The following is a 20,969-nucleotide window of genomic DNA, read 5'->3' as shown; positions in this document are numbered from 1 at the left end:
GCCCAGGAGAAACGGATGAACCCGTATTTAATTGCCCCGTCGATTTTGTCCGCAGACTTTGCCCGGCTGGGCGAAGATACTGCCAAGGTGTTGGCCGCCGGTGCCGATGTGGTGCACTTTGATGTCATGGATAACCACTATGTGCCGAATTTGACCATCGGTCCGATGGTCTGCAAGGCGCTGCGGGACTATGGCATCACCGCCCCGATCGATGTTCACCTGATGGTGAAACCGGTCGATCGGATCATCCCGGATTTCGCCGACGCCGGCGCCAGCATTATTACCTTCCATCCGGAGGCCTCGGAGCACGTCGATCGCACTCTGCAGCTGATCCGCGCCTGTGGCTGTAAGGCGGGGCTGGTTCTGAACCCGGCAACGCCGCTGAGCTGCCTGGATTACGTGATGGATCGCCTCGATACCATCCTGCTGATGTCCGTAAACCCGGGCTTTGGTGGTCAGTCCTTTATCCCGTCGACCCTCGATAAGCTGCGTCAGGTGCGTCAGCGCATTGATGCCAGCGGTCTGGATATTCGCCTGGAGGTTGACGGCGGCGTGAAGGTGGACAACATCGGCGCTATCGCCGCGGCCGGCGCCGATATGTTTGTTGCCGGCTCGGCCATTTTCGGCCACGCTGACTATGCGGCGGTGATCACGGATATGCGGCGTGAAATTGCGCAGGCCTGCCATGAATAAAGGGATTCCGGTACAGGCCCTGGCCTTTGATTTAGACGGCACGCTGGTGGATAGCGCGCCGGGTCTGGCGGCGGCTACGGACGCGGCGCTGCTGGCGTTGGGCTACCCGGCGCCGGGCGTGGAGCGGGTGAAGCTGTGGCTGGGAAACGGCGCAGATGTGCTGATGCAGCGCGCCTTGAGCTGGGCCGGTGCTCCGCAGGATGCCGCACTGTGTCAGCGTGCGCGGCGCGCATTTGACGCGCACTACGCCGAGAGTGCCAATCAGGGATGTCAGCTGTTTCCCGGCGTCCGGGAGACGCTGGGGGTCCTGGCGGCCAAGGGATTCCCGCTGGTGGTTATCACCAATAAGCCCTCGCCCTTTGTCCGCCCGATGCTGGAGAGCCTGGGGATCGATGCGCTCTTCGGTCAGGTGATCGGCGGCGACGATGTCGCTAAGCGTAAGCCCCATCCGGCCCCGCTCTATCTGGTGCTGTCCCGTTTGGGGCTGCGGGCCGATGAGATGCTGTTTGTCGGTGACTCGCGCAATGATATCCAGGCTGGCCAGTCGGCCGGCTGTCCTACCGTCGGCTTAACCTACGGTTATAACTATGGCGAACCTATCGCTGCCAGCGAGCCCTGCCGCGTGCTGGATGATTTTGCCGGACTGCTGCCCTTGGTAGGGCTGGCGCCGCTGAACTGAATTGATAAGGACAGGAATGTGACCATGAGTAAGCCCATTGTTTTCAGCGGCGCACAGCCGTCTGGTGAACTCACCATCGGTAACTATATGGGCGCGCTGCGCCAGTGGGTACAGATGCAGGATGAGTATGACTGCATTTACTGTATCGTCGATCAGCATGCCATCACCGTGCGTCAGGATGCAGAGAAACTGCGCAGCGCGACGCTGGATACGCTGGCCCTGTATCTGGCCTGTGGTATCGACCCGCAGAAGAGCACTATTTTTGTGCAGTCGCATGTTCCCGAGCATGCTCAGCTGGGCTGGGTGCTTAACTGCTACACCTATTTCGGCGAACTGAGCCGTATGACCCAGTTCAAGGATAAATCGGCCCGCTATGCAGAGAACATTAACGCCGGCCTGTTCGATTACCCGGTGCTGATGGCGGCGGACATCCTGCTGTACCAGACTCACCAGGTCCCGGTAGGGGAAGATCAGAAACAGCATCTGGAGCTGAGCCGTGATGTCGCGGCGCGCTTTAACGCGCTGTATGGCGATATCTTTAAGGTGCCGGAGCCGTTTATTCCCAAGTCTGGCGCGCGCGTCATGTCGCTGCTGGAGCCGACCAAAAAGATGTCTAAGTCGGATGATAACCGCAACAACGTGATCGGCCTGCTGGAAGATCCTAAGGCGGTGACCAAGAAGATCAAGCGCGCGGTGACCGACTCCGATGAGCCGCCGGTTGTGCGTTACGACGTGGTCAATAAGGCCGGCGTCTCCAACCTGCTGGATATTCTGTCCGGGGTGACCGGTAAGCGTATCGAGGATCTGGAGGCCGAGTTTGAGGGCAAGATGTACGGCCACCTGAAGGGCGCCGTTGCCGATGCGGTCTCTGGGATGCTGTCTGAGCTGCAGGCGCGGTATCACCGTTTCCGCAATGATGAGGCCTACCTGCAGGAGGTCATGCGCGATGGCGCGGCTAAAGCGCGCGCGCGCGCTGCACAGACCCTGGACAAGGTCTACGACGCGATCGGGTTTGTCGCGCGGCCGTAAGCGGCGAGGCGATCTGAACGTGAAGAGGAGGGCGATGGCCCTCCTTTTTTTTGCGCCGTGGCGTCGGGTTACGCGCTCGTCTCTTCGCTGCTAAACCAGTTGAGGCGTGGCCGCAGGGTGACGACGTCGCCGACGATGATCAGGCTGGGGCTGGTCACGCGCGTTGCCAACGTTTCCAGCTGAGTCAGTGTTCCGCTGACGACCCGCTGGCGAACCGTGGTGCCGTTTTCAACCAGGGCGACGGGGGTATCTGGCAGCATACCGTGCTGCAAGAGGCGCTGCTGAATGGTCGCCGCCTGGCTCAGCCCCATGTAAAACACAAGCGTTTGTCCTGCGGCAGCCAGGCAGGACCAGTCTAGCTGGCCATCCTGGCGGGTATGGCCGGTGACCAGGCGGACGCTTTGGGCATGGTCGCGGTGGGTCAGCGGAATACCGCTATAGGCGGAGCAGCCGGAGGCGGCGGTAATGCCGGGCACCACCGAAAAGGCGATCCCCGCGGCGGCCAGCGCTTCAAGCTCTTCGCCCCCCCGGCCAAAGATAAAGGGATCGCCGCCTTTTAGGCGCACGACCCGTTTGCCTTCGCGCGCGTGATCCAGCAGGGTCTGATTGATCTCCTCCTGGGGAACGCAGTGATGGCCGGCGCGTTTGCCGACGAAGATACGCGTCGCATCGCGCCGTACCAGCGACATGACCTCATCGGATACCAGGCGATCGTAGATGATCACATCCGCCCGCTGGATCTGCTGTAGCCCTTTGAGGGTCAACAGCCCTGCATCCCCCGGCCCGGCGCCGACCAGCGTCACCTCGCCGCGATCCGCCGGTGCCGCGCTGAACAGCGCATCCACCTGCTGTTGTGTCTGTGCGGTATCGCCGTTGGCCAGCGACTGCGCCAGACGATCTTGGGCGAACAGCCGTTCCCAAAAGCGACGGCGCAGCGACAGGGTGGGAAAGTGTGCCTTGACGCGCTGGCGCAGGTGGCCAGCCAGGTGCGCCAGCTGGCCGAGATGCTGCGGTAGCAGCGCCTCCAGCTTTTCGCGCAGAATCCTGGCCAGCACCGGCGCGCTGCCGCCGGAGGAGACGGCGACCATCAGCGGTGAGCGATCGACGATCGATGGCATGATAAAGCCTGTCTGTTGTGCGGCGTCGACCACGTTACAAAAGAGGCAGCGCGCCTCGGCCTGTGCCAGCACCTGCTGATTGACCCGGCTGTCGTCGGTGGCGGCGATAGCCAGCCACTTGCCCGTGAGCAGCGCGGGGTCGAAGTCGCCGGCGATCAGCGTCAGCTGACCATCCCGCTGCCACTGCTCGAACTGAGGCGTGAAGCGCCCGGCGTTCACCGTCAAAATCGCGCCCGCCTCCATCAACAGGCGGGCCTTACGCTCGGCCACTTCGCCGCCGCCGACCAGCAGGCAGGGCTTAGTACGCAGCTGACAAAATATCGGAAAGTAATCCATCAGAGATCCTCTAGGGGGTTCCTGTTGTGGGGCGGCCATATTCCGCGAGCGGGGATAGTACGCCAAGGGGCACAGACTCTCCAGCTTGCCAGACTCGTTGCCGGCCTGCAGCAGACTTGTTTAAAGAAACGGCCACTGCGGGTCGGCGTCAAGGCCGGTGCGGGATCGCGGGGGAATACGCCCGCCGGGATAAATAATCAGCAAAGAAAACGTTTGCTTTTTGGCGCGAACTCTTTAGAATGCGCCAGATTTTTTTGTCTACTGCACAGAGATTAAGGAGGATTGCGTGTCGCAGGATAACAATTTCAGTCAGGGGCCCGTCCCGTCATCGGCGCGTAAGGGTATTCTGGCATTAAGCTGTGTCATGCTGGGGCTCACCTTCTTTTCCGCCAGTATGTGGACCGGCGGCACGCTCGGCACCGGCCTTGGCTATCACGATTTTCTTCTGGCAGTATTCATCGGTAATCTTCTCCTCGGCATCTATACCTCCACGCTTGGCTATATCGGTGCAAAAACCGGTCTGACGACGCACCTGCTGGCGCGCTTCTCCTTTGGTGTTAAAGGTTCTTGGCTGCCTTCGCTGCTGCTGGGCGGCACGCAGGTGGGATGGTTTGGCGTCGGGGTCGCTATGTTCGCGATCCCGGTCAGTAAGGCGACCGGTTTGAATACCGATCTGCTGATCGCGCTTTCCGGGCTGCTGATGACCGTGACGGTATTCTTTGGCATCTCGGCGTTGACGCTGCTGTCGGCGATCGCGGTACCGGCAATCGCGCTGCTCGGCGGCTATTCGGTGTGGCTGGCGATCAATGGCATGGGTGGAATGGATGCCCTGCGTGAGGTGGTCCCCGCGCAGCCGCTGGATTTCAATTTGGCGCTGGCGCTGGTGGTCGGCTCTTTTATCAGCGCGGGCACGCTGACGGCGGACTTTGTCCGCTTTGGCCGCAGCGCCAAGGTGGCGGTGCTGGTGACCATGGTGGCGTTCTTTCTCGGTAACTCGCTGATGTTTATCTTCGGCGCGACCGGCGCCGCGGCGCTGGGTATGTCTGACATCTCCGACGTCATGATAGCCCAAGGACTGCTGCTGCCCGCGATTGCGGTACTGGGTCTGAATATCTGGACCACTAATGATAATGCGCTGTACGCCTCCGGTCTGGGGTTCGCCAATATCACCGGGCTGTCGAGCAAGACGCTGTCGGTCGCCAACGGGGTCATCGGAACCCTGTGCGCGCTGTGGCTGTACAACAACTTTGTTGGCTGGCTGACCTTCCTCTCCGCCGCCATTCCGCCGGTCGGCGGGGTGATCATCGCGGATTACCTGATGAACCGGCGCCGTTACAGCAACTTTGCTGAGGCGGACTGGGTCGCGGTAAACTGGAACGCCATCGCCGCCGTCGCCCTGGGCGTTGCCGCGGGCCACGGGTTGCCGGGGATCGTTCCGCTGAACGCTGTCCTGGGCGGTGCCCTGAGCTACGTGGTTCTCAGCCGCTGGGCGTGTCGTCAGAGAGAAAATAGACTGGAGATCAGCCATGCAGAATAACGTATTGCGCGCCGTCATCAATGCCCGTCTGCCCGCGCGCGACGGGTGGTGGCAAATTACCTTGGAGCATGGCCTGATCGCGGCCATTACGCCGCAGCCCACGCTACGGGCTGCGCAGCCGGATGAGCTGGATGCGCAGCAGGGGCTGGTGGTGCCGCCCTTTGTCGAACCGCATATTCATCTGGATACGACGCAGACGGCGGGGCAGCCGGCGTGGAATCAGTCGGGAACCCTGTTTGAAGGGATCGAGCGCTGGGCCGAGCGCAAGGCGCAGCTGACTCACGATGACGTGAAACAGCGCGCCTGGCAGACATTGAAGTGGCAGATAGCGAACGGTATCCAGTACGTACGCAGCCACGTGGACGTCTCCGATCCGTCGCTGACGGCGCTAAAGGCGATGCTGGAGGTACGCCAGGAGGTGGCACCCTGGGTCGATCTGCAGCTGGTCGCCTTTCCGCAGGAGGGGATCCTCTCCTATCCAAACGGCGAGGCTCTGCTGGAGGAGGCGCTGCGACTGGGCGCGGATGTGGTGGGGGCCATTCCTCACTTTGAGTTTACCCGCGAGTATGGCGTGGAGTCGCTGCATAAGACCTTCGCGCTGGCCGCGCGCTATGACCGCCTGATCGATGTTCACTGTGATGAGATAGACGATGAGCAGTCGCGCTTCGTTGAGACCGTGGCGGCGCTGGCGCACCGTGAAGGCATGGGCGCACGGGTGACCGCCAGCCATACCACGGCGATGCACTCTTACAACGGCGCCTATACCTCGCGGCTGTTCCGGCTGCTGAAGATGTCGCAGATTAACTTTGTCGCCAATCCGCTGGTCAACATCCATTTGCAGGGGCGCTTCGATGACTATCCCAAGCGGCGCGGCGTCACTCGGGTGAAAGAGATGCTGCAGGCCGGGATCAACGTCTGCTTCGGCCATGATGATGTGTTTGACCCCTGGTATCCGCTGGGCACCGCCAATATGCTGCAGGTGCTGCACATGGGGCTGCATGTCTGCCAACTGATGGGCTACGCCCAGATTGACGAGGGGCTGGCGCTGATCGGTTCGCACAGCGCCAAAACGCTCAGTCTGCAGGGATATGGGGTGGCGCCGGGCTGCCGCGCCAGTCTGCTGGTGCTGCCGGCGGAGAGCGGGTTTGACGCGGTGCGTCGACAGGTGCCGGTGCGCTACTCCCTGCGCGATGGCCGCCTGATCGCGGAGACCCGTCCGGCGCAGAGCCAGATTTATCTACGGCAGGCCGAAATCGTCGACTTCCGCCGCTGAGTCCAGCGCGTGCAAAAAAAAACGGGGCCTGCATGCAGGCCCCGTTGCTATCGGTATGGCGCAGACTACTTGGCCGCGTGGCCATGCAGGCGGTGTTTGGTGACAAACCCCAACAGAACGCACATCACAAAAACGACCAGATAGAGACCGTTGGCCGTCGCCAGCGCCGCATGGGCTCCGCTGTGAGCGACGATGGGACCGGTGACGACGAAGGTCAGCATGGTACCGATGGTGCCGCAGGTCAGGATAAAGTTCACCAGCTTCGGCGAGGAGACCTTGGTCTGCTGCGACCCCAGCGTAATCAGCGTGGTATAGATAGCGCTGCTGACAAAGCCCAGGCCCAGAATATACATGCTCAGCATGGCGCCCTGCTGGCTGCTGACGAACATGTACATCATAAAGGTGGAAAGGGCGGCCAATACCGTGACGATGCGCTGCAGATCGAAGAAGCGCAGCGCGACGCTGAAGAACCACATGCCGACCATATAGGCGGTCCAGAAGTTACTGACCAGTCCGCCGCTCTCTTCAATGCTCATGCCGAAGCGCTTGGCGGCGTACTCCGGTACCCACTGAATAAAGCCCAGCTGACCGAGGATGTAGCAGAGCGCGGCGATCGACAGAAACAGGACGCCGATCCCCCACTTCTCTTTGCTGACCGGCTGGCTGTCGCCGGCGGTTTGCTTACCCAGCTGTGGGAAGTCAGAGCACAGCGTCAGGATAAAGATGGCCAGATACAGAACGCCGATGCAGGCGTAGACCCAGTACCATGCCACGTGCTGCGCGAGCAGGGTGGCGGCGATGATGGGGAACACCATCCCGGCCATGCTGAAGAAAGAGTCGGTAAACAGCAGGCGAGAGCCGCGCTGACGCCCGGTATAGATATGGGTGATCAGGAAGGTTCCGATCGACATGGTGATCCCGCTGACCACGCCCAGCACGAACATGCATGCGGAGAAGATGGCCAGATTGTGCCCGACCATCAGACCGGCGATGGCAAGGATCATCAGGATAAAGCCAAAAACGAGCTGACGTTTGAGCGGAATAATTTCCATCAGCCAGGCATTAAGGAAAATGGAAACCAAAATCCCGGTGTTGAGGAACGTAAAGGTATTACTCATGCTGGAGATCGGCAGATTAAAGTACTCTGCGATATTTCCCATCACCATCCCGGTGACAATCACCAATGCGCCGGTAAGCGCATAGGAGAAGAAACTGATCCATGTTAGGCGGATGCGATTGCTGTCGGTCATAGCAAGGCCTATATCAGTATATAAGGTAAAAAGAAGCGTGTTCGTGGGAAGATCCGACAAGAAGGGTCGATTTCACCAAGCGTGCGCATCCTAACATAGCCATGCCGACGTTTTGTGATATGAATCTTCTTTTTATTGCAAAGCAATAATTTGTTGCTTAAAAAATGAGATCTTTTGCGGATTTGTCTCCCGATGGTCGCCGCTTCGGCAGCGCATGGGGGGTGTCGTCTCCTCAACACGCACGTTTGCGCCCCGCGTCAGCGCGGCAGGCGCGCGATAAATCGGATTTGACGCGCTTGTCCTGTGCGTCAATTCCGCTAATGTAGGGATAGACCGGGCGCAAAACGCGGCGTGGCGGTTCGGTAAATCTGAGTAAATGGGTGGCGATTATGCCAAGGGCTATTTAGAATCGTTACGCCATTTTGTTGTTTTTACGCTTTTGACAAAGCCCGTCAGAGAAAGGAAGTTTTCATGTTCAAAAGAATCGTCATTACCCTGGTCACCCTCTTCTCGCTGGCCGCCATGGCCCCCGCCGCGCTGGCGGCCAACACGCGGGTCATGCTGACGACCAGTGTAGGCAATATTGAGCTGGAGCTGTATAACCAGAAGGCGCCGGTCACCGTTGATAACTTTCTTGGCTACGTTAACAGCGGTTATTACAACGGCACCATTTTTCACCGCGTGATCCCGGGCTTTATGATCCAGGGCGGCGGTTTTACCGGCGACATGCAGCAGAAAGCGACGCAGCCACCGATCAAGAACGAGGCGGATAACGGGCTGCGTAACCTGCGCGGTACTATCGCGATGGCGCGTACCGCGGAGAAAGACAGTGCGACCAGCCAGTTCTTTATCAACGTGGCGGATAACGCGTTTCTCGACCATGGACAGCGTGACTTTGGCTATGCCGTCTTCGGCAAAGTGATTAAGGGGATGGATGTCGTCGACAAGATCTCCCAGGCGCGTACCGAAAACGTCGGTCCTTACCAGAATGTGCCGGCCAAGCCGATCGTGATTACCTCGGCCAGTGTCATGAAGTAAGGCTATCGCGTGGTTTCGTACAGCGGGCGCCGGACGGCGCCCGCTGTGTTACTGGCGCAGAAAGTTGCGCAGCAGGGCGTGCCCCTGTTCGCTAAGAATGCTTTCCGGATGGAACTGAACCCCCTCCAGGGCCATGCCGGTATGACGGATCCCCATAATCTCATCGACCGCGCCATCGCGTTCGCTCCAGGCGGTCACCTCCAGGCAGTCGGGCAGGCTCTCCTTATCCAGAATCAGCGAATGGTAGCGGGTAACCGTCAGCGGGTTGTTCAGCCCCTGGAATACGCCGCGCTCGCAGTGGCGGATGGCGCTGGTCTTGCCGTGCATCACCTGCCGCGCCCGGATCACCCGCGCGCCGAAAACCTGTCCCAACGCCTGGTGTCCCAGGCAGACCCCCAGCAGCGGAACGCGCCCCGCCAGATGACGAATGGCCGCAAGGGAAATACCGGCCTGATCGGGCGTACCCGGCCCGGGAGAGATCACCACGTGCGATGGACGCAGGGCATCGATCTCCGCCAGCGTCAGCGCATCGTTGCGTTTGACCATGACCTCGGCGTCGAGTTGGCAGAAGTACTGGTACAGGTTGTAGGTAAAAGAGTCGTAGTTATCGATAAGCAGCAGCATGGCATGGTACTGGCGTTACGGGAAAGCGATGATGATAAAGCATACGCTGGACAAATTCAGCCCCGCAGGGCCGGATGCAAAGGAGCCTGCGCGGCGTCGGCGCTGAAAATAGGGTTGCCATTTATTGATTTATTATTCATATTTTATGATTATAAAATCACTTTAGCTTGACCGCTTAGAACGGGGGGAACGCGGGATGACGCAGAAAAACACAGTGGAGAGGGGCAATTTTGAAAAGGTGATGTTGCCGGTTTATGCACCTGCAGAGTTTGTGCCGGTGCGCGGTCAAGGCAGCCGAGTGTGGGATCAGCAGGGACGTGACTATATCGACTTTGCCGGCGGCATTGCGGTGACGGCGCTGGGGCATTGCCATCCGGCATTGGTGGCTGCGCTACAGGAGCAGGGGAGTCGCCTATGGCATACCAGCAATGTCTTCACCAATGAGCCCGCGCTGCGTCTGGCGCAAAAGCTGATCGATGCCACCTTTGCCGAGCGGGTGTTTTTTGCTAACTCCGGCGCAGAGGCCAATGAGGCGGCGCTAAAGCTGGCCCGCTACCACGCCGCGACGCGTATCAGCCCCCATAAAAGCCAGATTATCGCCTTTAAGCAGGGGTTTCACGGTCGCACGCTGTTTACGGTATCGGTTGGGGGGCAGGCGAAGTATTCGGACGGCTTTGGGCCAAAGCCGGCGGATATTGTGCACGTCCCGTTTAACGACGTGACGGCGGTTGAGGCGATCATCGGTGAACAGACCTGCGCGGTGATCGTCGAGCCGGTACAGGGCGAGGGCGGGGTATTGCCGGCCAGCGCCGCGTTTCTGCAGGGGCTGCGAACGCTGTGCGATCGCCATCAGGCGCTGCTGATTTTTGATGAGGTGCAAAGCGGAATGGGGCGCAGCGGCAGGCTGTTTAGCTATATGCACTACGGCGTGACGCCGGACATTCTGACCAGCGCTAAGGCGCTGGGCGGCGGGTTTCCGATCAGCGCCATGCTGACCACCGACGCGATCGCCTCTGCGATGACGGTGGGCTGCCACGGCACGACCTACGGCGGCAATCCACTGGCCTGCGCGGTGGCGGAGGCGGCGTTCGATATCATTAGTCAGCCGCAGGTCCTCGCCGGGGTAGCGACGCGCCGACAGGCCATCGTCAGCCATTTACAGGCGCTTAACCAGCGCCACGGTGTGTTTAGCGAAATCCGCGGACAGGGGCTACTGCTGGGGGCTGCCTTATCGCCCGCCTACCGAGGGCGGGCTCGAGACATTCTGCATGCGGCGGCGGAGCAGGGCGTGATGCTGCTGAACGCCGGCGCCGATACGCTGCGCTTTACGCCGTCTCTGGTGATCGAGACGGCGGAAATCGACGAGGGCATGGCCCGCTTGGGGCGGGCGCTGGATACGCTGGCGGCCTAGGGGGGCTCAGGCGTTATCGCTCTCCGTGAAGGCGCGGGACATCGCTTCGAGCTGCTCCTGCGCATCGAGCCAGCACAGCTCCGCCTCCTCCAGACCGAGCTTGGCCTGGCTTTGGCGCTGCAGAATGTCGTTCAGCTCCTCTTTACGCGCCGGATCGTACAGCGCGCTGTCGGCGAGGCGCTCCTCCAGCGTATTGAGCTGGGCGCTCAGGGTCTCCATACGCTTTTCCTGCGCGGCGATCTGCTTGCGCAGCGGCTGAGTCTGGCTGCGGAACTCGGCTTCGCGCCGCTTCTGATCCTTTCTGGCCTGAGCGCTGTTGGTCGTTTGCGCGCCATCCTGATCCGCCGGCGCCTGGTTCTCCTGGCGCTGCAGATCGATCATCCACCGCTGGTAATCGTCCAGATCACCGGCGAACGGCTCGACCTGACCGTCGTGCACCAGATAGAGATCATCGGTCGTGGATCGCAGCAGATGGCGATCGTGCGAGACCACCACCAGTGCCCCCTCGAAATCGATCAGCGCCTCGGTCAGCGCCTGGCGCATGTCCAGATCCAGATGGTTGGTCGGCTCATCGAGCAGCAGTAGGTTCGGGCGCTGCCAAACGATCAGCGCGAGCACCAGGCGCGCCTTCTCGCCGCCGGAAAAGCGCGCGGTCGCCTCACTGACTTTATCGCCGTTAAAACCGAAGCCCCCTAAATAGTCACGCAGCTGCTGTTCGCTCTCCTGCGGCGCCAGGCGAGCTAAGTGCTGCAGCGGCGACTCGTCGGCGCGCAGATACTCCAGCTGATGCTGGGCGAAGTATCCCAGGCGAACGCCCTTGGCCAGCCCGACCTCCCCCTGCTGCGGCGCCAGTTCACCGGCCAGCAGCTTGATCAGGGTGGACTTACCGGCCCCGTTACGCCCCAACAGACCGATACGCGAGCCGGGTACCAGGTTGAGCTTAATCGAGGCGAGCACGGTGCGCTCGCCGTAGCCGGCGCTGACGTGCTCCATACGCAGCAGCGGCGTCGGCAGGCTTTCCGGTGCACGGAAGCTGAAGTGGAACGGGTTATCGACGTGGGCCGGCGCGATGCGCTCCATGCGCTCCAACATTTTTACTCGGCTCTGCGCCTGCTTGGCCTTACTGGCCTTGGCCTTGAAGCGGTCGATATAGCTTTGCAGGTGGGCGATACGCTGCTGTTGGCTCTGATACATCGCCTGCTGCTGCGCCAGTTTCCCGGCGCGCTGCAGTTCGAAAGAGGAGTAGTTGCCGCTGTATTCAAACAGCTGCTGCTGTTCGATATGCACAATTTTATCCACGATAGGATCGAGGAAGTCACGGTCGTGCGAAATCAGGATCAGCGTTCCCGGATAGCTTTTCAGCCAGCGCTCCAGCCAGATCACCGCGTCCAGATCCAGGTGGTTGGTCGGTTCGTCGAGCAGCAGCAGGTCGGAGCGGCACAGCAGCGCCTGTGCCAGGTTCAGGCGCATACGCCAGCCGCCGGAGAAGGATTTCACCGGCTGCATGAGCTGTTCTTGGCTAAAGCCGAGGCCGTGCAGCAGGCTAGAGGCGCGGGCGCGAATGGTCCACGCGGCAATGGCGTCCAGCTTGCCGTGGATCAGCGCGATCGCGTTGCCATCGTTGCGCTGGTTGGCATCATCGAGCTGCTGCTCCAGCTGGCGGAACTCGCGATCGCCGTCGAGCACATACTCCAGCGCCGGGATATCCAGCGCCGGGGTCTCTTGGTTAACCCAGGCCATGGCCCAGTTGCCGGGCAGACTCAGGCCGCCGCCGTCGGCGCTCAGCTCATTTTTTAACAACGCTAATAGCGTTGATTTCCCACAGCCATTTTTGCCGACCAGACCCACCTTTTGGCCGGGATTGATCGTTGCCGAGGCATTGTCCAGCAGCACCCGGGTGCCGCGACGAATTTGGAGCGATGAGAAAACAATCATAAAGCGTCGTCTATTGAGAGTGTGTTAAATTGGCGTTGTGGCGACGTAAATAACGCGGCGGGCTAATGGCGATGTGCGGCGCTATTTTGTCATTTAGGGTCGCATGGTAGCTGAAAAGTCCGACAATGACGACGGTCGGACGCACGAGGAGAAGGAAGCATGGCGCACTCGCCGAAGGTGTTACTGATTTATGCCCATCCCGAGTCACCGTCATCCGTGGCCAATCAGCTGCTGCTGCAGGCCGCTCGGCGCCTGAGTAACGTGACGGTACATGACCTGTACGCCCACTATCCGGATTTTTTTATCGATATTCATCATGAGCAGCATCTGCTGCGCAATCATCAGGTCATCGTGTTTCAACACCCCTTGTATAATTACAGCTGTCCGGCCCTGCTTAAAGAGTGGCTGGATCGCGTGCTTGCGCGCGGTTTCGCCAGCGGCGTGGGGGGATATGCCCTGCGCGATAAATATTGGCGGTCGGTGGTCACGACCGGCGAGCCTGAGGGGGCCTATCAGTTGGCTGGCTATAACCATTACACCATGGGCGAGGTTTTGCGTCCGTTTGAGCTGACGGCGTTGCGCTGTCATATGCGCTGGCTGCCGCCGCTGACGATCTATTGGGCGCGGCGCCAGAGGCTGGAGATGCTGCACGCCCAGGCGCATGACTATGCCGAATGGTTAGCGGCGCCGCTGCCCGCCGGAGGCGATGATGAACGCTGAGCCCTCCCTGCTGCCGGCGGTGGTGCTGTTTTTGTTTGCCGCGGTGCTGGCGGTGCCCATCGCCCGTCGCCTGGGCATCGGCGCCGTGCTTGGCTTTCTGATCGCCGGGATCGCCATCGGCCCCTGGGGTATCGGTCTGATCCGGGATGTGGAGGAGATCCTGCACTTCTCGGAGATGGGCGTGGTCTTCCTGCTATTTATCATCGGGCTAGAGCTGAACCCGGGCAAGCTGTGGCGCCTGCGGCGGCTGATCTTCGGCGCCGGCGCCGCTCAGCTGCTGCTGAGCGCGCTGCTGCTCGGAGGGCTGTTGGTCGCCAGCGGGTTTGCCTGGCAGGCGGCGGTCATCGGTGGGATTGGTCTGGCCATGTCGTCGACGGCCATGGCGCTGCAGCTGATGCGCGAGAAGGGGATGAATCGCAATCAGGGCGGTCGCCTCGGGTTTGCCGTGCTGCTGTTCCAGGATATCGCCGTCGTGCCAGCGCTGGCGCTGATGCCGATCTTGGCCGGGGGCGCCGATCACGCCATCAGCTGGGGGCACATTGCGCTGAAGCTCGGCGCGCTGGCTGGTATCTGGGTTGGCGGGCGGCTGCTGCTGCGTCCGCTGTTTCACTATATCGCCGCTACCGGGGTACGTGAAATCTTTACCGCCGCGGCGCTGTTGGTGGTGCTCGGCTCCGCGCTACTGATGGATATGCTCGGCTTTTCAATGGCGCTGGGGACCTTTGTCGCCGGAGTGCTGTTGGCGGAGAGTGAGTTCCAGCATGAGCTTGAGATCGCCATTGAGCCCTTTAAGGGACTGCTGCTGGGGCTGTTTTTTATATCGGTCGGTATGGCGCTCAACCTGGGCGTGCTATATGCCTACTGGGCGCAGATCCTGGCCGCGGTCGTCGCGCTGGTGGTGGTCAAAAGCGCCGTGCTGTATCTGCTGGCGCGGCTGTCGCGAATACGCAGCGCGGTGCGGCTGCAGTTTGCGGCGGTGCTCAGCCAGGGGGGAGAGTTTGCCTTTGTGCTGTTTTCCGCCGCCGCCGCCCAGCACCTGCTGAGCGCCCAGCAGAGTTCGCTGCTGCTGGTGGTGGTAACGCTGTCGATGGTGACCACCCCGCTGCTGATGCAGGCGCTCGATCGTCTGCTGGCTCAGCGGCTGAACCCGGCGGAGGAGAGTACGGAAAAACCCTATGTCGCCGATGATGAGCCGCAGGTGATCCTGGTCGGCTTTGGCCGCTTCGGTCAGGTTATCGGTCGACTGCTGATGGCCAATCAGACGCGAGTCACCGTACTGGAGCGCGATGTCAGCGTGGTCAGCATGATGCGCCGCTACGGTTATAAGGTGTATTACGGCGATGCCACCCATCTGGATCTGCTGCACGCGGCGGGCGCGGCGCGGGCGGAGGCTATCGTCATCACCTGCAACGAGCCGGAGGAGACCATGGCAGTGGTTCGTTTGTGTCAACAGCACTTTCCACAGCTGCGCATTCTGGCGCGCGCCCGCGGGCGGGTCGAGGCCCACGAACTGCTGCAGGCCGGCGTGACGCAGTTTAGCCGGGAGACCTTTTCCAGCGCGCTGGAGCTGGGGCGTAAGACCTTGATTGAAACAGGAATGCACCCGCATCAGGCCTATCGAGCCCAGCAGCATTTCCGCCGTTTGGATATGCGCATGCTGCGTGAGCTGATGCCGCATCGGCAGGGGGATATCGCACAAATATCTCGCATTCGCGAGGCGCGACGTGAGCTGGAGGAGATCTTTCAGCGCGAGATGCTGCATGAGCAGCATCAAATGAATGGCTGGGATGAAGAGTGGCCGGAGGATGAGGCGTGAAGAAGCGATTTATTGCCGGGGCACGTTGCCCCGCCTGTCACGCCATGGATACCCTGGCGCTGTGGCAGGTCAATGAACATGAACATGTTCATGAACAGGTGCAGTGCGTGCGCTGCGGCCATCGGATGACGCCACCGGTGCCGGCGGGGGCGCCTGGGCGGATCATTGGCCGTTTTAAACCCTGAAGAGACAAAGCGGGTGCGGCGGCGCAGCTTTTTTTATCCTGAACCGTACAGTGGCGCGAAATTCCGCTACAATCCGCTCGGATTTAGTTTCAAACGCTAGGAGATATCATGAAAGTAGCTAAAGACCTGGTGGTCAGTCTGGCCTATCAGGTGCGTACGGAAGACGGGGTATTGGTTGATGAGTCTCCGGTGTCAGCACCGCTGGACTACCTGCACGGCCATGGCTCTCTGATTGCCGGCCTGGAAAAAGCGCTGGAAGGTCACGTCGTCGGCGATCGTTTCGACGTGCATGTTCCGGCTAATGATGCCTACGGCCAGTATGATGACAACCTGGTACAGCGCGTACCGAAGGATGTCTTCATGGGGGTTGACGAGCTGCAGGTTGGCATGCGTTTCCTGGCGGAAACCGATCAGGGCCCGGTACCGGTCGAAATTACCGAAGTGGGTGATGACTATGTCGTGGTTGACGGCAACCACATGCTGGCGGGTCAGAACCTGAACTTCAACGTGGAAGTCGTTGCCCTGCGTGAAGCGACCGCGGAAGAGCTGGAGCACGGCCACGTTCACGGCGCTCAGGATCAGCACGGCGAATGCTGCGGCGGCCACGGTCACGGCGAAGGTGAGTGCTGCGGCGGTCACGGTCATAGCCACGGCGAAGGCGAATGCTGCGGCGGTCATGGCCATGACCACGATCACGAGCACGCAGAAGGCGATACCTGCTGCGGCGGCCAGGGCAAAGGTAAAGGCCACGGTGGCTGCGGCTGCCATTAATGGTTCTTGGATTGTCCCTGTAAAAAAGCGGTCATCTTGACCGCTTTTTTATTGTCTGCGCTGCCTCAGTAGTGGGGCGGCGGCGTCTCTTCTGACGGGTGCGCCATCATGGAGGGCTGCACGGCCCTGAACTTGTCGAGCAGCAGGCGCATTTGCTCGCGGTATTTCCCGAGCTCCAGCTGCAGCGCGATCACCGTCTGGTTAAGATCCTCAATGGTGATCTCCTGAAAAGCGATCCGGCTCTCCATCTGCTCCAGACGGCTCTCCAGTCCACTCAGTCCGTTGGACGATGATTCCATAAAAAATTCCTCTATTTTCCGATTATTACATTCTGGCTCTTTCTTGATTACGCCGGGATGGGGCGATGAGCGAGCTATGGTAGCGCGAATTGTATGTATTTGCGTAGTCGTCTACCCTATCACAGCGTCGCTAGAAACTTTTTTACGTAATACAGGTCTGAATTTACACTGTATGCTGGCTTATTGATTGTTTTCTGGTAAGGGCGCCAGCTATAGTAGCCCAGTACTGTTGCTCATCGTGATTTAAGGCAAGTGCCTTAATTTTGGAGAAATGGATGAAATCTTTTTTTAAAGTTACCGCGCTGGCCACGACCATGGCTCTGGCGCTGAATGCCTCGGCGTTTGCAGCGGACGCAGCCAAGGCGGATACCGCCGCACCGGCCGCCGCCCATAGCCAGTTCAAGAATGACGATCAGCAGGCCGCTTACGCACTGGGTGCCTCTCTGGGTCGTTATATGGACAACTCACTGAAAGAGCAAGAGAAGCTGGGTATCAAGCTGGATAAAGATCAGCTGATCGCCGGGGTACAGGATGCGTTTGCCGGTAAGAGCAAACTGAGCGATCAGCAGATCGAGCAGACGCTGCAGTCTTTCGAGAGCCGAGTGAAGAGCGCGGCTCAGGCGAAGATGGAGCAGGAAGCCAAAGAGAACGCAGAGGCGGGGCAGAAGTTCCGCGCGGCGTTTGCCAAAGAGAAAGGGGTGAAGACCACCGCCAGCGGCCTGATGTATCTGGTTCAGAAAGAAGGGACCGGGCCTGCGCCGACGGACAGCGATACCGTGGTGGTGAACTATAAGGGTTCGCTGATTAACGGTACCGAGTTCGATAACTCCTACAGCCGCGGTGAGCCGCTCTCCTTCCGTCTGGACGGGGTGATCCCGGGGTGGACCGAAGGTCTGAAGCACATCAAGAAAGGCGGTAAGATCAAGCTGGTTATCCCGCCGGATCTGGCCTACGGTAAAACCGGCGTTCCGGGGATCCCGGCTAACTCTACGCTGGTCTTCGAGGTTGAGCTGCTGGACGTGAAGCCGGCGGCGAAGGCGGATGCTGCGCCGGGCGCGAAAGACGAAGCCGCTGCGGCTAGCGCGACCGCGACTAAATAAGCCGCGCGTTGATTAGAAAAACCCCCTGAGGGCGCCGCTCTCAGGGGGTTTTTGCTGTGCGCTTGCGCCGCCTGCGGGTAAAAAAAGGCATTTACCTTGGCGCCATCAAGGATTTAAATAGAGCGTCTTTGCTAAAATTTTTTAAAAATTACGCTATTTTTTCCGGACCAGTCAGGGATGGGTGAGTCTGGTTCGACGATGGGAGTGGTTAATGTCAAATACGCTTGTTACGGCTGATATCAGCGAGCTAGATCTGTTGGATGAACGTCCTTTCACCCCGCTCGATCAGGCGATCCTTAAATCCTACGAGGCCGTGGTGGATGGCCTGGCGATGCTGATCGGCCCGCACTGCGAGATTGTTCTGCACTCGCTGGAGGACCTGAAGTGCTCGGCGGTGCGGATCGCCAACGGTGAACACACCGGGCGTAAAATTGGCTCTCCGATAACCGATCTGGCCCTGCGCATGCTGCACGATATGGCCGGAGAGGACAGCAGCGTCTCGCGCGCCTATTTTACCCGAGCCAAAAGCGGCGATCTGATGAAGTCGGTGACCATCGCCATCCGCAACCGAGAGCAGCGGGTGATCGGCCTGCTGTGTATTAACATGAATCTGGATGTGCCCTTCTCTCAGATCATGGAGACGTTCATCCCCAAAGCGACCCAGGAGGTCTCTTCGGCGGTGAACTTTGCCTCATCGGTTGATGAGCTGGTGGCCCAGACGCTGGAGTACACCATCGAAGAGGTGAACGCCGACCGGACGGTATCCAACAATGCCAAGAATCGCCAGATCGTGTTTACGCTGCATGAGAAGGGGATCTTTGACATCAAGGATGCGATCAACCAGGTGGCCGATCGCCTGAATATCTCCAAGCACACGGTCTATCTCTACATTCGCCAGTTTAAGAACGGCGACGTGCAGGGTAACTGAGCCATGCTGAGCTATTCTCTGGTCGTGAATGGACCGGCCTACGGCACGCAGGCGGCCAGCAGTGCCTATCAGTTTGCCCTCGCGCTGCTGGCGGCGGGGCATACGTTGCACAGCGTTTTCTTTTATCGCGAAGGGGTGCTCAACGCCAATCAGCTGACGCAGCCGGCGGCGGATGAGTTTGATCTGGTGCGGGCCTGGCAACAGCTATCGCAGCAGCACGGCGTGACGCTGAATGTCTGCGTTGCCGCTGGACTGCGCCGCGGCGTGGTAGCGACAGAGGCGGCCGAACAGCGAGGGCTGACGTCGGGGAATCTGCAGCCCGGCTTTACGCTGAGCGGCCTGGGTGCGCTGGCGGAAGCGATGCTGGTGTGCGATCGCACCATGCAGTTTTAGGGGGAGATATGAAACGGCTTGCCTTTGTTTTTACCCAGCCACCCCATACGACCAGCGCCGGGCGAGAGGGGCTGGACGCACTGCTGGCGGCCTCAGCATTCTGCGAGGATATTGCCGTATTCTTTATCGGCGACGCGGTCTTCCAGCTACTGCCCGACCAGCAGCCGGCGGCTATTCTGGCGCGCGATTACGTCGCCACGTTCGGCGTGATGGCGCTGTATGATATCGAGCAGGTCTACCTGTGCGCCGCGTCGCTGGCCGCGCGCGGGCTGAGCAGCGACGTCCGCTGGGTTATTCCCGTCGAGGCGCTGGCGGCCGATGCGCTGCGCGCGCGGCTGGATGAGTGCGATGTCATTTTGACCTTTTAACGCTGGGGACTCCGCGATGTTACATACCTTGACCCGCTCACCGCAGGGGGGCGTCGATTTCACCGCGCTGGCGGCGCTGGTACGCCCCGGCGATGCGCTGGTGCTGCTGCAGGATGGCGTCCTGTGCGCGCTGACGGGCAGCCCCGGGCTGACGGCGCTGAGCGCGATGCCGGTGGCGCTGTATGTGCTGCGGGAGGATGTGTTGGCGCGGGGGCTGACGGCGTATGTCGCGCCCACGTGTCAGCTGATCGGCTATGGCGAGTTTGTTACGCTGAGCGAGGCGCATTCGCGCCAGATGGCCTGGTAACGATACGGACAGCGTTGACAGTATCGCGCCGAATATCTTGTATATTTCTTGACACCCTCCCGACTCAGCCATAAAATTCTGCGTCCCCATATTTTGCCCTTGGTCTATCCAGTGTGCAGTATGGGGCGATTTATTACGTGTTTACGAAAAGCAAAAACCAGGAGCTTTTGATGGCAACTATCAACCAGCTGGTTCGCAAGCCACGCGCTAAGAAAGTTGAGAAAAGCAACGTTCCAGCGCTGGAAGCCTGCCCGCAGAAACGTGGCGTATGTACCCGTGTATATACCACCACTCCGAAAAAACCGAACTCCGCACTGCGTAAAGTATGTCGTGTTCGTCTGACCAACGGTTTTGAAGTGACTTCCTACATCGGTGGTGAAGGTCACAACCTGCAGGAGCACTCCGTGATCCTGATCCGTGGTGGTCGTGTTAAAGACCTGCCGGGTGTGCGTTATCACACCGTGCGCGGTGCTCTGGACTGCTCCGGTGTTAAAGACCGTAAGCAATCCCGCTCTAAGTACGGCGTTAAGCGTCCTAAGGCTTAATGGTTCTCCGTTAAGTAAGGCCAAACGTTTTAACTTTAATGTCAAAATAAACTCGTAGAGTTTTGGACAATCCTGAATTCACAACGGAGTATTTCCATGCCACGTCGTCGCGTAATTGGTCAGCGTAAAATCCTGCCGGATCCGAAGTTCGGATCAGAACTGCTGGCTAAATTTGTTAACATCCTGATGGTAGATGGTAAAAAATCTACTGCAGAATCAATCGTATACAGCGCGCTGGAGACCCTGGCTCAGCGCTCTGGCAAAACTGAACTGGAAGCTTTCGAGACCGCTCTCGAAAACGTGCGCCCGACCGTCGAAGTTAAATCTCGTCGCGTTGGTGGCTCCACCTACCAGGTTCCGGTTGAAGTTCGTCCGGTTCGTCGTAATGCCCTGGCAATGCGTTGGATCGTAGAAGCTGCTCGTAAACGCGGTGATAAATCCATGGCTCTGCGTCTGGCGAACGAACTTTCTGACGCTGCAGAAAACAAAGGCACTGCAGTTAAGAAACGTGAAGACGTTCACCGTATGGCAGAAGCCAACAAGGCGTTCGCTCACTACCGCTGGTAATATCATCGGTATGTTAGTCACCAAGCGGGCGCTTAGGCTTAAGCAGC

24 protein-coding genes are annotated in these 20,969 nt (G+C 59.8%); 19 read left to right on the top strand and 5 right to left on the bottom strand.

From position 1 onward, the window contains the following. The first annotated feature begins 15 nt into the window (after positions 1 to 15). The 3 genes from rpe to trpS are packed head-to-tail and all read left to right on the top strand — an operon-like array spanning position 16 to position 2,401. Complete coding sequence (gene rpe, locus L1P05_RS15660; protein ID WP_012850057.1) at positions 16 to 693, top strand: ribulose-phosphate 3-epimerase; 678 nt, start codon at positions 16 to 18, stop codon at positions 691 to 693. Continuing rightward, entirely contained in the window at positions 686 to 1,372 is a 687-nt protein-coding gene (locus L1P05_RS15655) for a phosphoglycolate phosphatase (protein WP_012850056.1), read from the top strand. Before rpe ends, L1P05_RS15655 begins: the two co-directional genes overlap by 8 nt. A 24-nt stretch (positions 1,373 to 1,396) precedes the next feature. After that, positions 1,397 to 2,401 (top strand): tryptophan--tRNA ligase, encoded by a 1,005-nt coding sequence (gene trpS, locus L1P05_RS15650; protein ID WP_012850055.1) that lies wholly within the window; start codon positions 1,397 to 1,399, stop codon positions 2,399 to 2,401. A 68-nt stretch (positions 2,402 to 2,469) separates the two neighbouring features. On the opposite strand, the gene cysG is transcribed toward trpS, so the two are convergent. Then, positions 2,470 to 3,855: a siroheme synthase CysG gene (gene cysG / locus L1P05_RS15645; protein ID WP_012850054.1), complete on the bottom strand. Its 1,386-nt coding sequence runs from the start codon at positions 3,853 to 3,855 to the stop codon at positions 2,470 to 2,472. Positions 3,856 to 4,141: 286 nt separating this feature from the next. Between cysG and codB the strand changes: the two genes are divergently transcribed. Continuing rightward, positions 4,142 to 5,392, top strand: a complete 1,251-nt coding sequence (gene codB, locus L1P05_RS15640) for a cytosine permease (protein WP_012850053.1) — start codon at positions 4,142 to 4,144, stop codon at positions 5,390 to 5,392. Next, positions 5,382 to 6,665: a cytosine deaminase gene (locus tag L1P05_RS15635; protein WP_012850052.1), complete on the top strand. Its 1,284-nt coding sequence runs from the start codon at positions 5,382 to 5,384 to the stop codon at positions 6,663 to 6,665. The genes codB and L1P05_RS15635 overlap by 11 nt, the downstream gene beginning before the upstream one ends. 65 nt (positions 6,666 to 6,730) lie before the next feature. Here L1P05_RS15635 and tsgA read toward each other — a convergent pair whose 3' ends face one another. Continuing rightward, positions 6,731 to 7,915 carry an MFS transporter TsgA gene (tsgA, locus tag L1P05_RS15630; protein ID WP_012850051.1) on the bottom strand — a complete coding sequence of 395 codons (1,185 nt, stop codon included), beginning with the start codon at positions 7,913 to 7,915 and terminating at the stop codon, positions 6,731 to 6,733. A gap of 471 nt (positions 7,916 to 8,386) precedes the next feature. Between tsgA and ppiA the strand changes: the two genes are divergently transcribed. Further along, positions 8,387 to 8,953, top strand: coding sequence for a peptidylprolyl isomerase A (gene ppiA / locus L1P05_RS15625; RefSeq protein WP_012850050.1), 567 nt, complete (start codon positions 8,387 to 8,389; stop codon positions 8,951 to 8,953). Between the two features lie 48 nt (positions 8,954 to 9,001). Here ppiA and L1P05_RS15620 read toward each other — a convergent pair whose 3' ends face one another. Next, positions 9,002 to 9,577 (bottom strand): aminodeoxychorismate synthase component II, encoded by a 576-nt coding sequence (locus L1P05_RS15620; RefSeq protein ID WP_012850048.1) that lies wholly within the window; start codon positions 9,575 to 9,577, stop codon positions 9,002 to 9,004. A 3-nt stretch (positions 9,578 to 9,580) separates the two neighbouring features. On the opposite strand from L1P05_RS15620, the gene L1P05_RS15615 reads away from it, so the two are divergent. Then, entirely contained in the window at positions 9,581 to 9,748 is a 168-nt protein-coding gene (locus L1P05_RS15615; protein ID WP_012850049.1) for a hypothetical protein, read from the top strand. Between the two features lie 25 nt (positions 9,749 to 9,773). Beyond that, on the top strand, positions 9,774 to 10,988 hold the full coding sequence (gene argD / locus L1P05_RS15610) for a bifunctional acetylornithine/succinyldiaminopimelate transaminase (RefSeq protein ID WP_012850047.1): 1,215 nt from the start codon (positions 9,774 to 9,776) through the stop codon (positions 10,986 to 10,988). A gap of 6 nt (positions 10,989 to 10,994) precedes the next feature. Here the strand turns inward: argD and L1P05_RS15605 are convergent, their stop codons facing one another. After that, the gene (locus L1P05_RS15605) at positions 10,995 to 12,923 is read right to left on the bottom strand and encodes an ABC transporter ATP-binding protein (RefSeq protein ID WP_012850046.1); all 1,929 of its coding nucleotides are present in this window, start codon (positions 12,921 to 12,923) and stop codon (positions 10,995 to 10,997) included. A 159-nt stretch (positions 12,924 to 13,082) separates the two neighbouring features. Between L1P05_RS15605 and kefG the strand changes: the two genes are divergently transcribed. The 4 genes from kefG to slyD all read left to right on the top strand — a co-directional run bounded on the left by kefG (position 13,083) and on the right by slyD (position 16,415). Continuing rightward, positions 13,083 to 13,643 carry a glutathione-regulated potassium-efflux system ancillary protein KefG gene (gene kefG, locus L1P05_RS15600; RefSeq protein ID WP_012850045.1) on the top strand — a complete coding sequence of 187 codons (561 nt, stop codon included), beginning with the start codon at positions 13,083 to 13,085 and terminating at the stop codon, positions 13,641 to 13,643. Then, a complete protein-coding gene (kefB, locus tag L1P05_RS15595; protein WP_012850044.1) occupies positions 13,633 to 15,459 on the top strand; it encodes a glutathione-regulated potassium-efflux system protein KefB in 1,827 nt (608 codons plus the stop codon). The genes kefG and kefB overlap by 11 nt, the downstream gene beginning before the upstream one ends. Then, positions 15,456 to 15,644: a YheV family putative zinc ribbon protein gene (locus L1P05_RS15590; RefSeq protein WP_012850043.1), complete on the top strand. Its 189-nt coding sequence runs from the start codon at positions 15,456 to 15,458 to the stop codon at positions 15,642 to 15,644. The genes kefB and L1P05_RS15590 overlap by 4 nt, the downstream gene beginning before the upstream one ends. 108 nt (positions 15,645 to 15,752) lie before the next feature. After that, positions 15,753 to 16,415, top strand: a complete 663-nt coding sequence (slyD, locus tag L1P05_RS15585; RefSeq protein ID WP_012850042.1) for a peptidylprolyl isomerase — start codon at positions 15,753 to 15,755, stop codon at positions 16,413 to 16,415. 65 nt (positions 16,416 to 16,480) lie between these two features. Here the strand turns inward: slyD and L1P05_RS15580 are convergent, their stop codons facing one another. Continuing rightward, a complete protein-coding gene (locus tag L1P05_RS15580; RefSeq protein ID WP_012850041.1) occupies positions 16,481 to 16,714 on the bottom strand; it encodes a protein SlyX in 234 nt (77 codons plus the stop codon). Between the two features lie 275 nt (positions 16,715 to 16,989). Here L1P05_RS15580 and fkpA point away from each other — a divergent pair, with 275 nt between their 5' ends. The 7 genes from fkpA to rpsG all read left to right on the top strand — a co-directional run bounded on the left by fkpA (position 16,990) and on the right by rpsG (position 20,922). Then, complete coding sequence (gene fkpA, locus L1P05_RS15575; protein ID WP_012850040.1) at positions 16,990 to 17,814, top strand: FKBP-type peptidyl-prolyl cis-trans isomerase; 825 nt, start codon at positions 16,990 to 16,992, stop codon at positions 17,812 to 17,814. A gap of 211 nt (positions 17,815 to 18,025) precedes the next feature. After that, a complete protein-coding gene (locus L1P05_RS15570; protein ID WP_012850038.1) occupies positions 18,026 to 18,742 on the top strand; it encodes a helix-turn-helix transcriptional regulator in 717 nt (238 codons plus the stop codon). Between the two features lie 3 nt (positions 18,743 to 18,745). Beyond that, positions 18,746 to 19,135, top strand: a complete 390-nt coding sequence (tusD, locus tag L1P05_RS15565) for a sulfurtransferase complex subunit TusD (protein WP_012850037.1) — start codon at positions 18,746 to 18,748, stop codon at positions 19,133 to 19,135. A gap of 8 nt (positions 19,136 to 19,143) precedes the next feature. Further along, a complete protein-coding gene (tusC, locus tag L1P05_RS15560) occupies positions 19,144 to 19,503 on the top strand; it encodes a sulfurtransferase complex subunit TusC (protein ID WP_012850036.1) in 360 nt (119 codons plus the stop codon). Between the two features lie 16 nt (positions 19,504 to 19,519). Continuing rightward, entirely contained in the window at positions 19,520 to 19,810 is a 291-nt protein-coding gene (gene tusB, locus L1P05_RS15555; protein WP_012850035.1) for a sulfurtransferase complex subunit TusB, read from the top strand. A gap of 170 nt (positions 19,811 to 19,980) precedes the next feature. Then, positions 19,981 to 20,355: a 30S ribosomal protein S12 gene (gene rpsL / locus L1P05_RS15550; RefSeq protein WP_012850034.1), complete on the top strand. Its 375-nt coding sequence runs from the start codon at positions 19,981 to 19,983 to the stop codon at positions 20,353 to 20,355. A 96-nt stretch (positions 20,356 to 20,451) separates the two neighbouring features. Next, positions 20,452 to 20,922 carry a 30S ribosomal protein S7 gene (gene rpsG, locus L1P05_RS15545; RefSeq protein WP_012850033.1) on the top strand — a complete coding sequence of 157 codons (471 nt, stop codon included), beginning with the start codon at positions 20,452 to 20,454 and terminating at the stop codon, positions 20,920 to 20,922. The last annotated feature ends 47 nt before the right edge of the window (positions 20,923 to 20,969 follow it).

The sequence above is a fragment of the Edwardsiella piscicida genome, from assembly GCF_021733145.1.
GTDB lineage: Bacteria > Pseudomonadota > Gammaproteobacteria > Enterobacterales > Enterobacteriaceae > Edwardsiella > Edwardsiella piscicida.
This window is presented reverse-complemented; position numbering and strand designations above follow the sequence as displayed.

Bases quoted from the DNA above. Each gene is read 5' to 3' on its own strand.
- kefB (WP_012850044.1), top strand. From the start codon at position 13,633: ATGAACGCTGAGCCCTCCCTGCTGCCGGCGGTGGTGCTGTTTTTGTTT.
- L1P05_RS15615 (WP_012850049.1), top strand. From the start codon at position 9,581: ATGGTACTGGCGTTACGGGAAAGCGATGATGATAAAGCATACGCTGGA.
- rpsL (WP_012850034.1), top strand. From the start codon at position 19,981: ATGGCAACTATCAACCAGCTGGTTCGCAAGCCACGCGCTAAGAAAGTT.
- tusB (WP_012850035.1), top strand. From the start codon at position 19,520: ATGTTACATACCTTGACCCGCTCACCGCAGGGGGGCGTCGATTTCACC.
- rpsG (WP_012850033.1), top strand. From the start codon at position 20,452: ATGCCACGTCGTCGCGTAATTGGTCAGCGTAAAATCCTGCCGGATCCG.
- argD (WP_012850047.1), top strand. From the start codon at position 9,774: ATGACGCAGAAAAACACAGTGGAGAGGGGCAATTTTGAAAAGGTGATG.
- L1P05_RS15605 (WP_012850046.1), bottom strand. From the start codon at position 12,923: ATGATTGTTTTCTCATCGCTCCAAATTCGTCGCGGCACCCGGGTGCTG.
- slyD (WP_012850042.1), top strand. From the start codon at position 15,753: ATGAAAGTAGCTAAAGACCTGGTGGTCAGTCTGGCCTATCAGGTGCGT.
- L1P05_RS15580 (WP_012850041.1), bottom strand. From the start codon at position 16,714: ATGGAATCATCGTCCAACGGACTGAGTGGACTGGAGAGCCGTCTGGAG.
- trpS (WP_012850055.1), top strand. From the start codon at position 1,397: ATGAGTAAGCCCATTGTTTTCAGCGGCGCACAGCCGTCTGGTGAACTC.
- tsgA (WP_012850051.1), bottom strand. From the start codon at position 7,915: ATGACCGACAGCAATCGCATCCGCCTAACATGGATCAGTTTCTTCTCC.
- tusD (WP_012850037.1), top strand. From the start codon at position 18,746: ATGCTGAGCTATTCTCTGGTCGTGAATGGACCGGCCTACGGCACGCAG.
- kefG (WP_012850045.1), top strand. From the start codon at position 13,083: ATGGCGCACTCGCCGAAGGTGTTACTGATTTATGCCCATCCCGAGTCA.
- L1P05_RS15655 (WP_012850056.1), top strand. From the start codon at position 686: ATGAATAAAGGGATTCCGGTACAGGCCCTGGCCTTTGATTTAGACGGC.
- cysG (WP_012850054.1), bottom strand. From the start codon at position 3,855: ATGGATTACTTTCCGATATTTTGTCAGCTGCGTACTAAGCCCTGCCTG.
- L1P05_RS15635 (WP_012850052.1), top strand. From the start codon at position 5,382: ATGCAGAATAACGTATTGCGCGCCGTCATCAATGCCCGTCTGCCCGCG.
- tusC (WP_012850036.1), top strand. From the start codon at position 19,144: ATGAAACGGCTTGCCTTTGTTTTTACCCAGCCACCCCATACGACCAGC.
- fkpA (WP_012850040.1), top strand. From the start codon at position 16,990: ATGAAATCTTTTTTTAAAGTTACCGCGCTGGCCACGACCATGGCTCTG.
- ppiA (WP_012850050.1), top strand. From the start codon at position 8,387: ATGTTCAAAAGAATCGTCATTACCCTGGTCACCCTCTTCTCGCTGGCC.
- L1P05_RS15620 (WP_012850048.1), bottom strand. From the start codon at position 9,577: ATGCTGCTGCTTATCGATAACTACGACTCTTTTACCTACAACCTGTAC.
- rpe (WP_012850057.1), top strand. From the start codon at position 16: ATGAACCCGTATTTAATTGCCCCGTCGATTTTGTCCGCAGACTTTGCC.
- L1P05_RS15570 (WP_012850038.1), top strand. From the start codon at position 18,026: ATGTCAAATACGCTTGTTACGGCTGATATCAGCGAGCTAGATCTGTTG.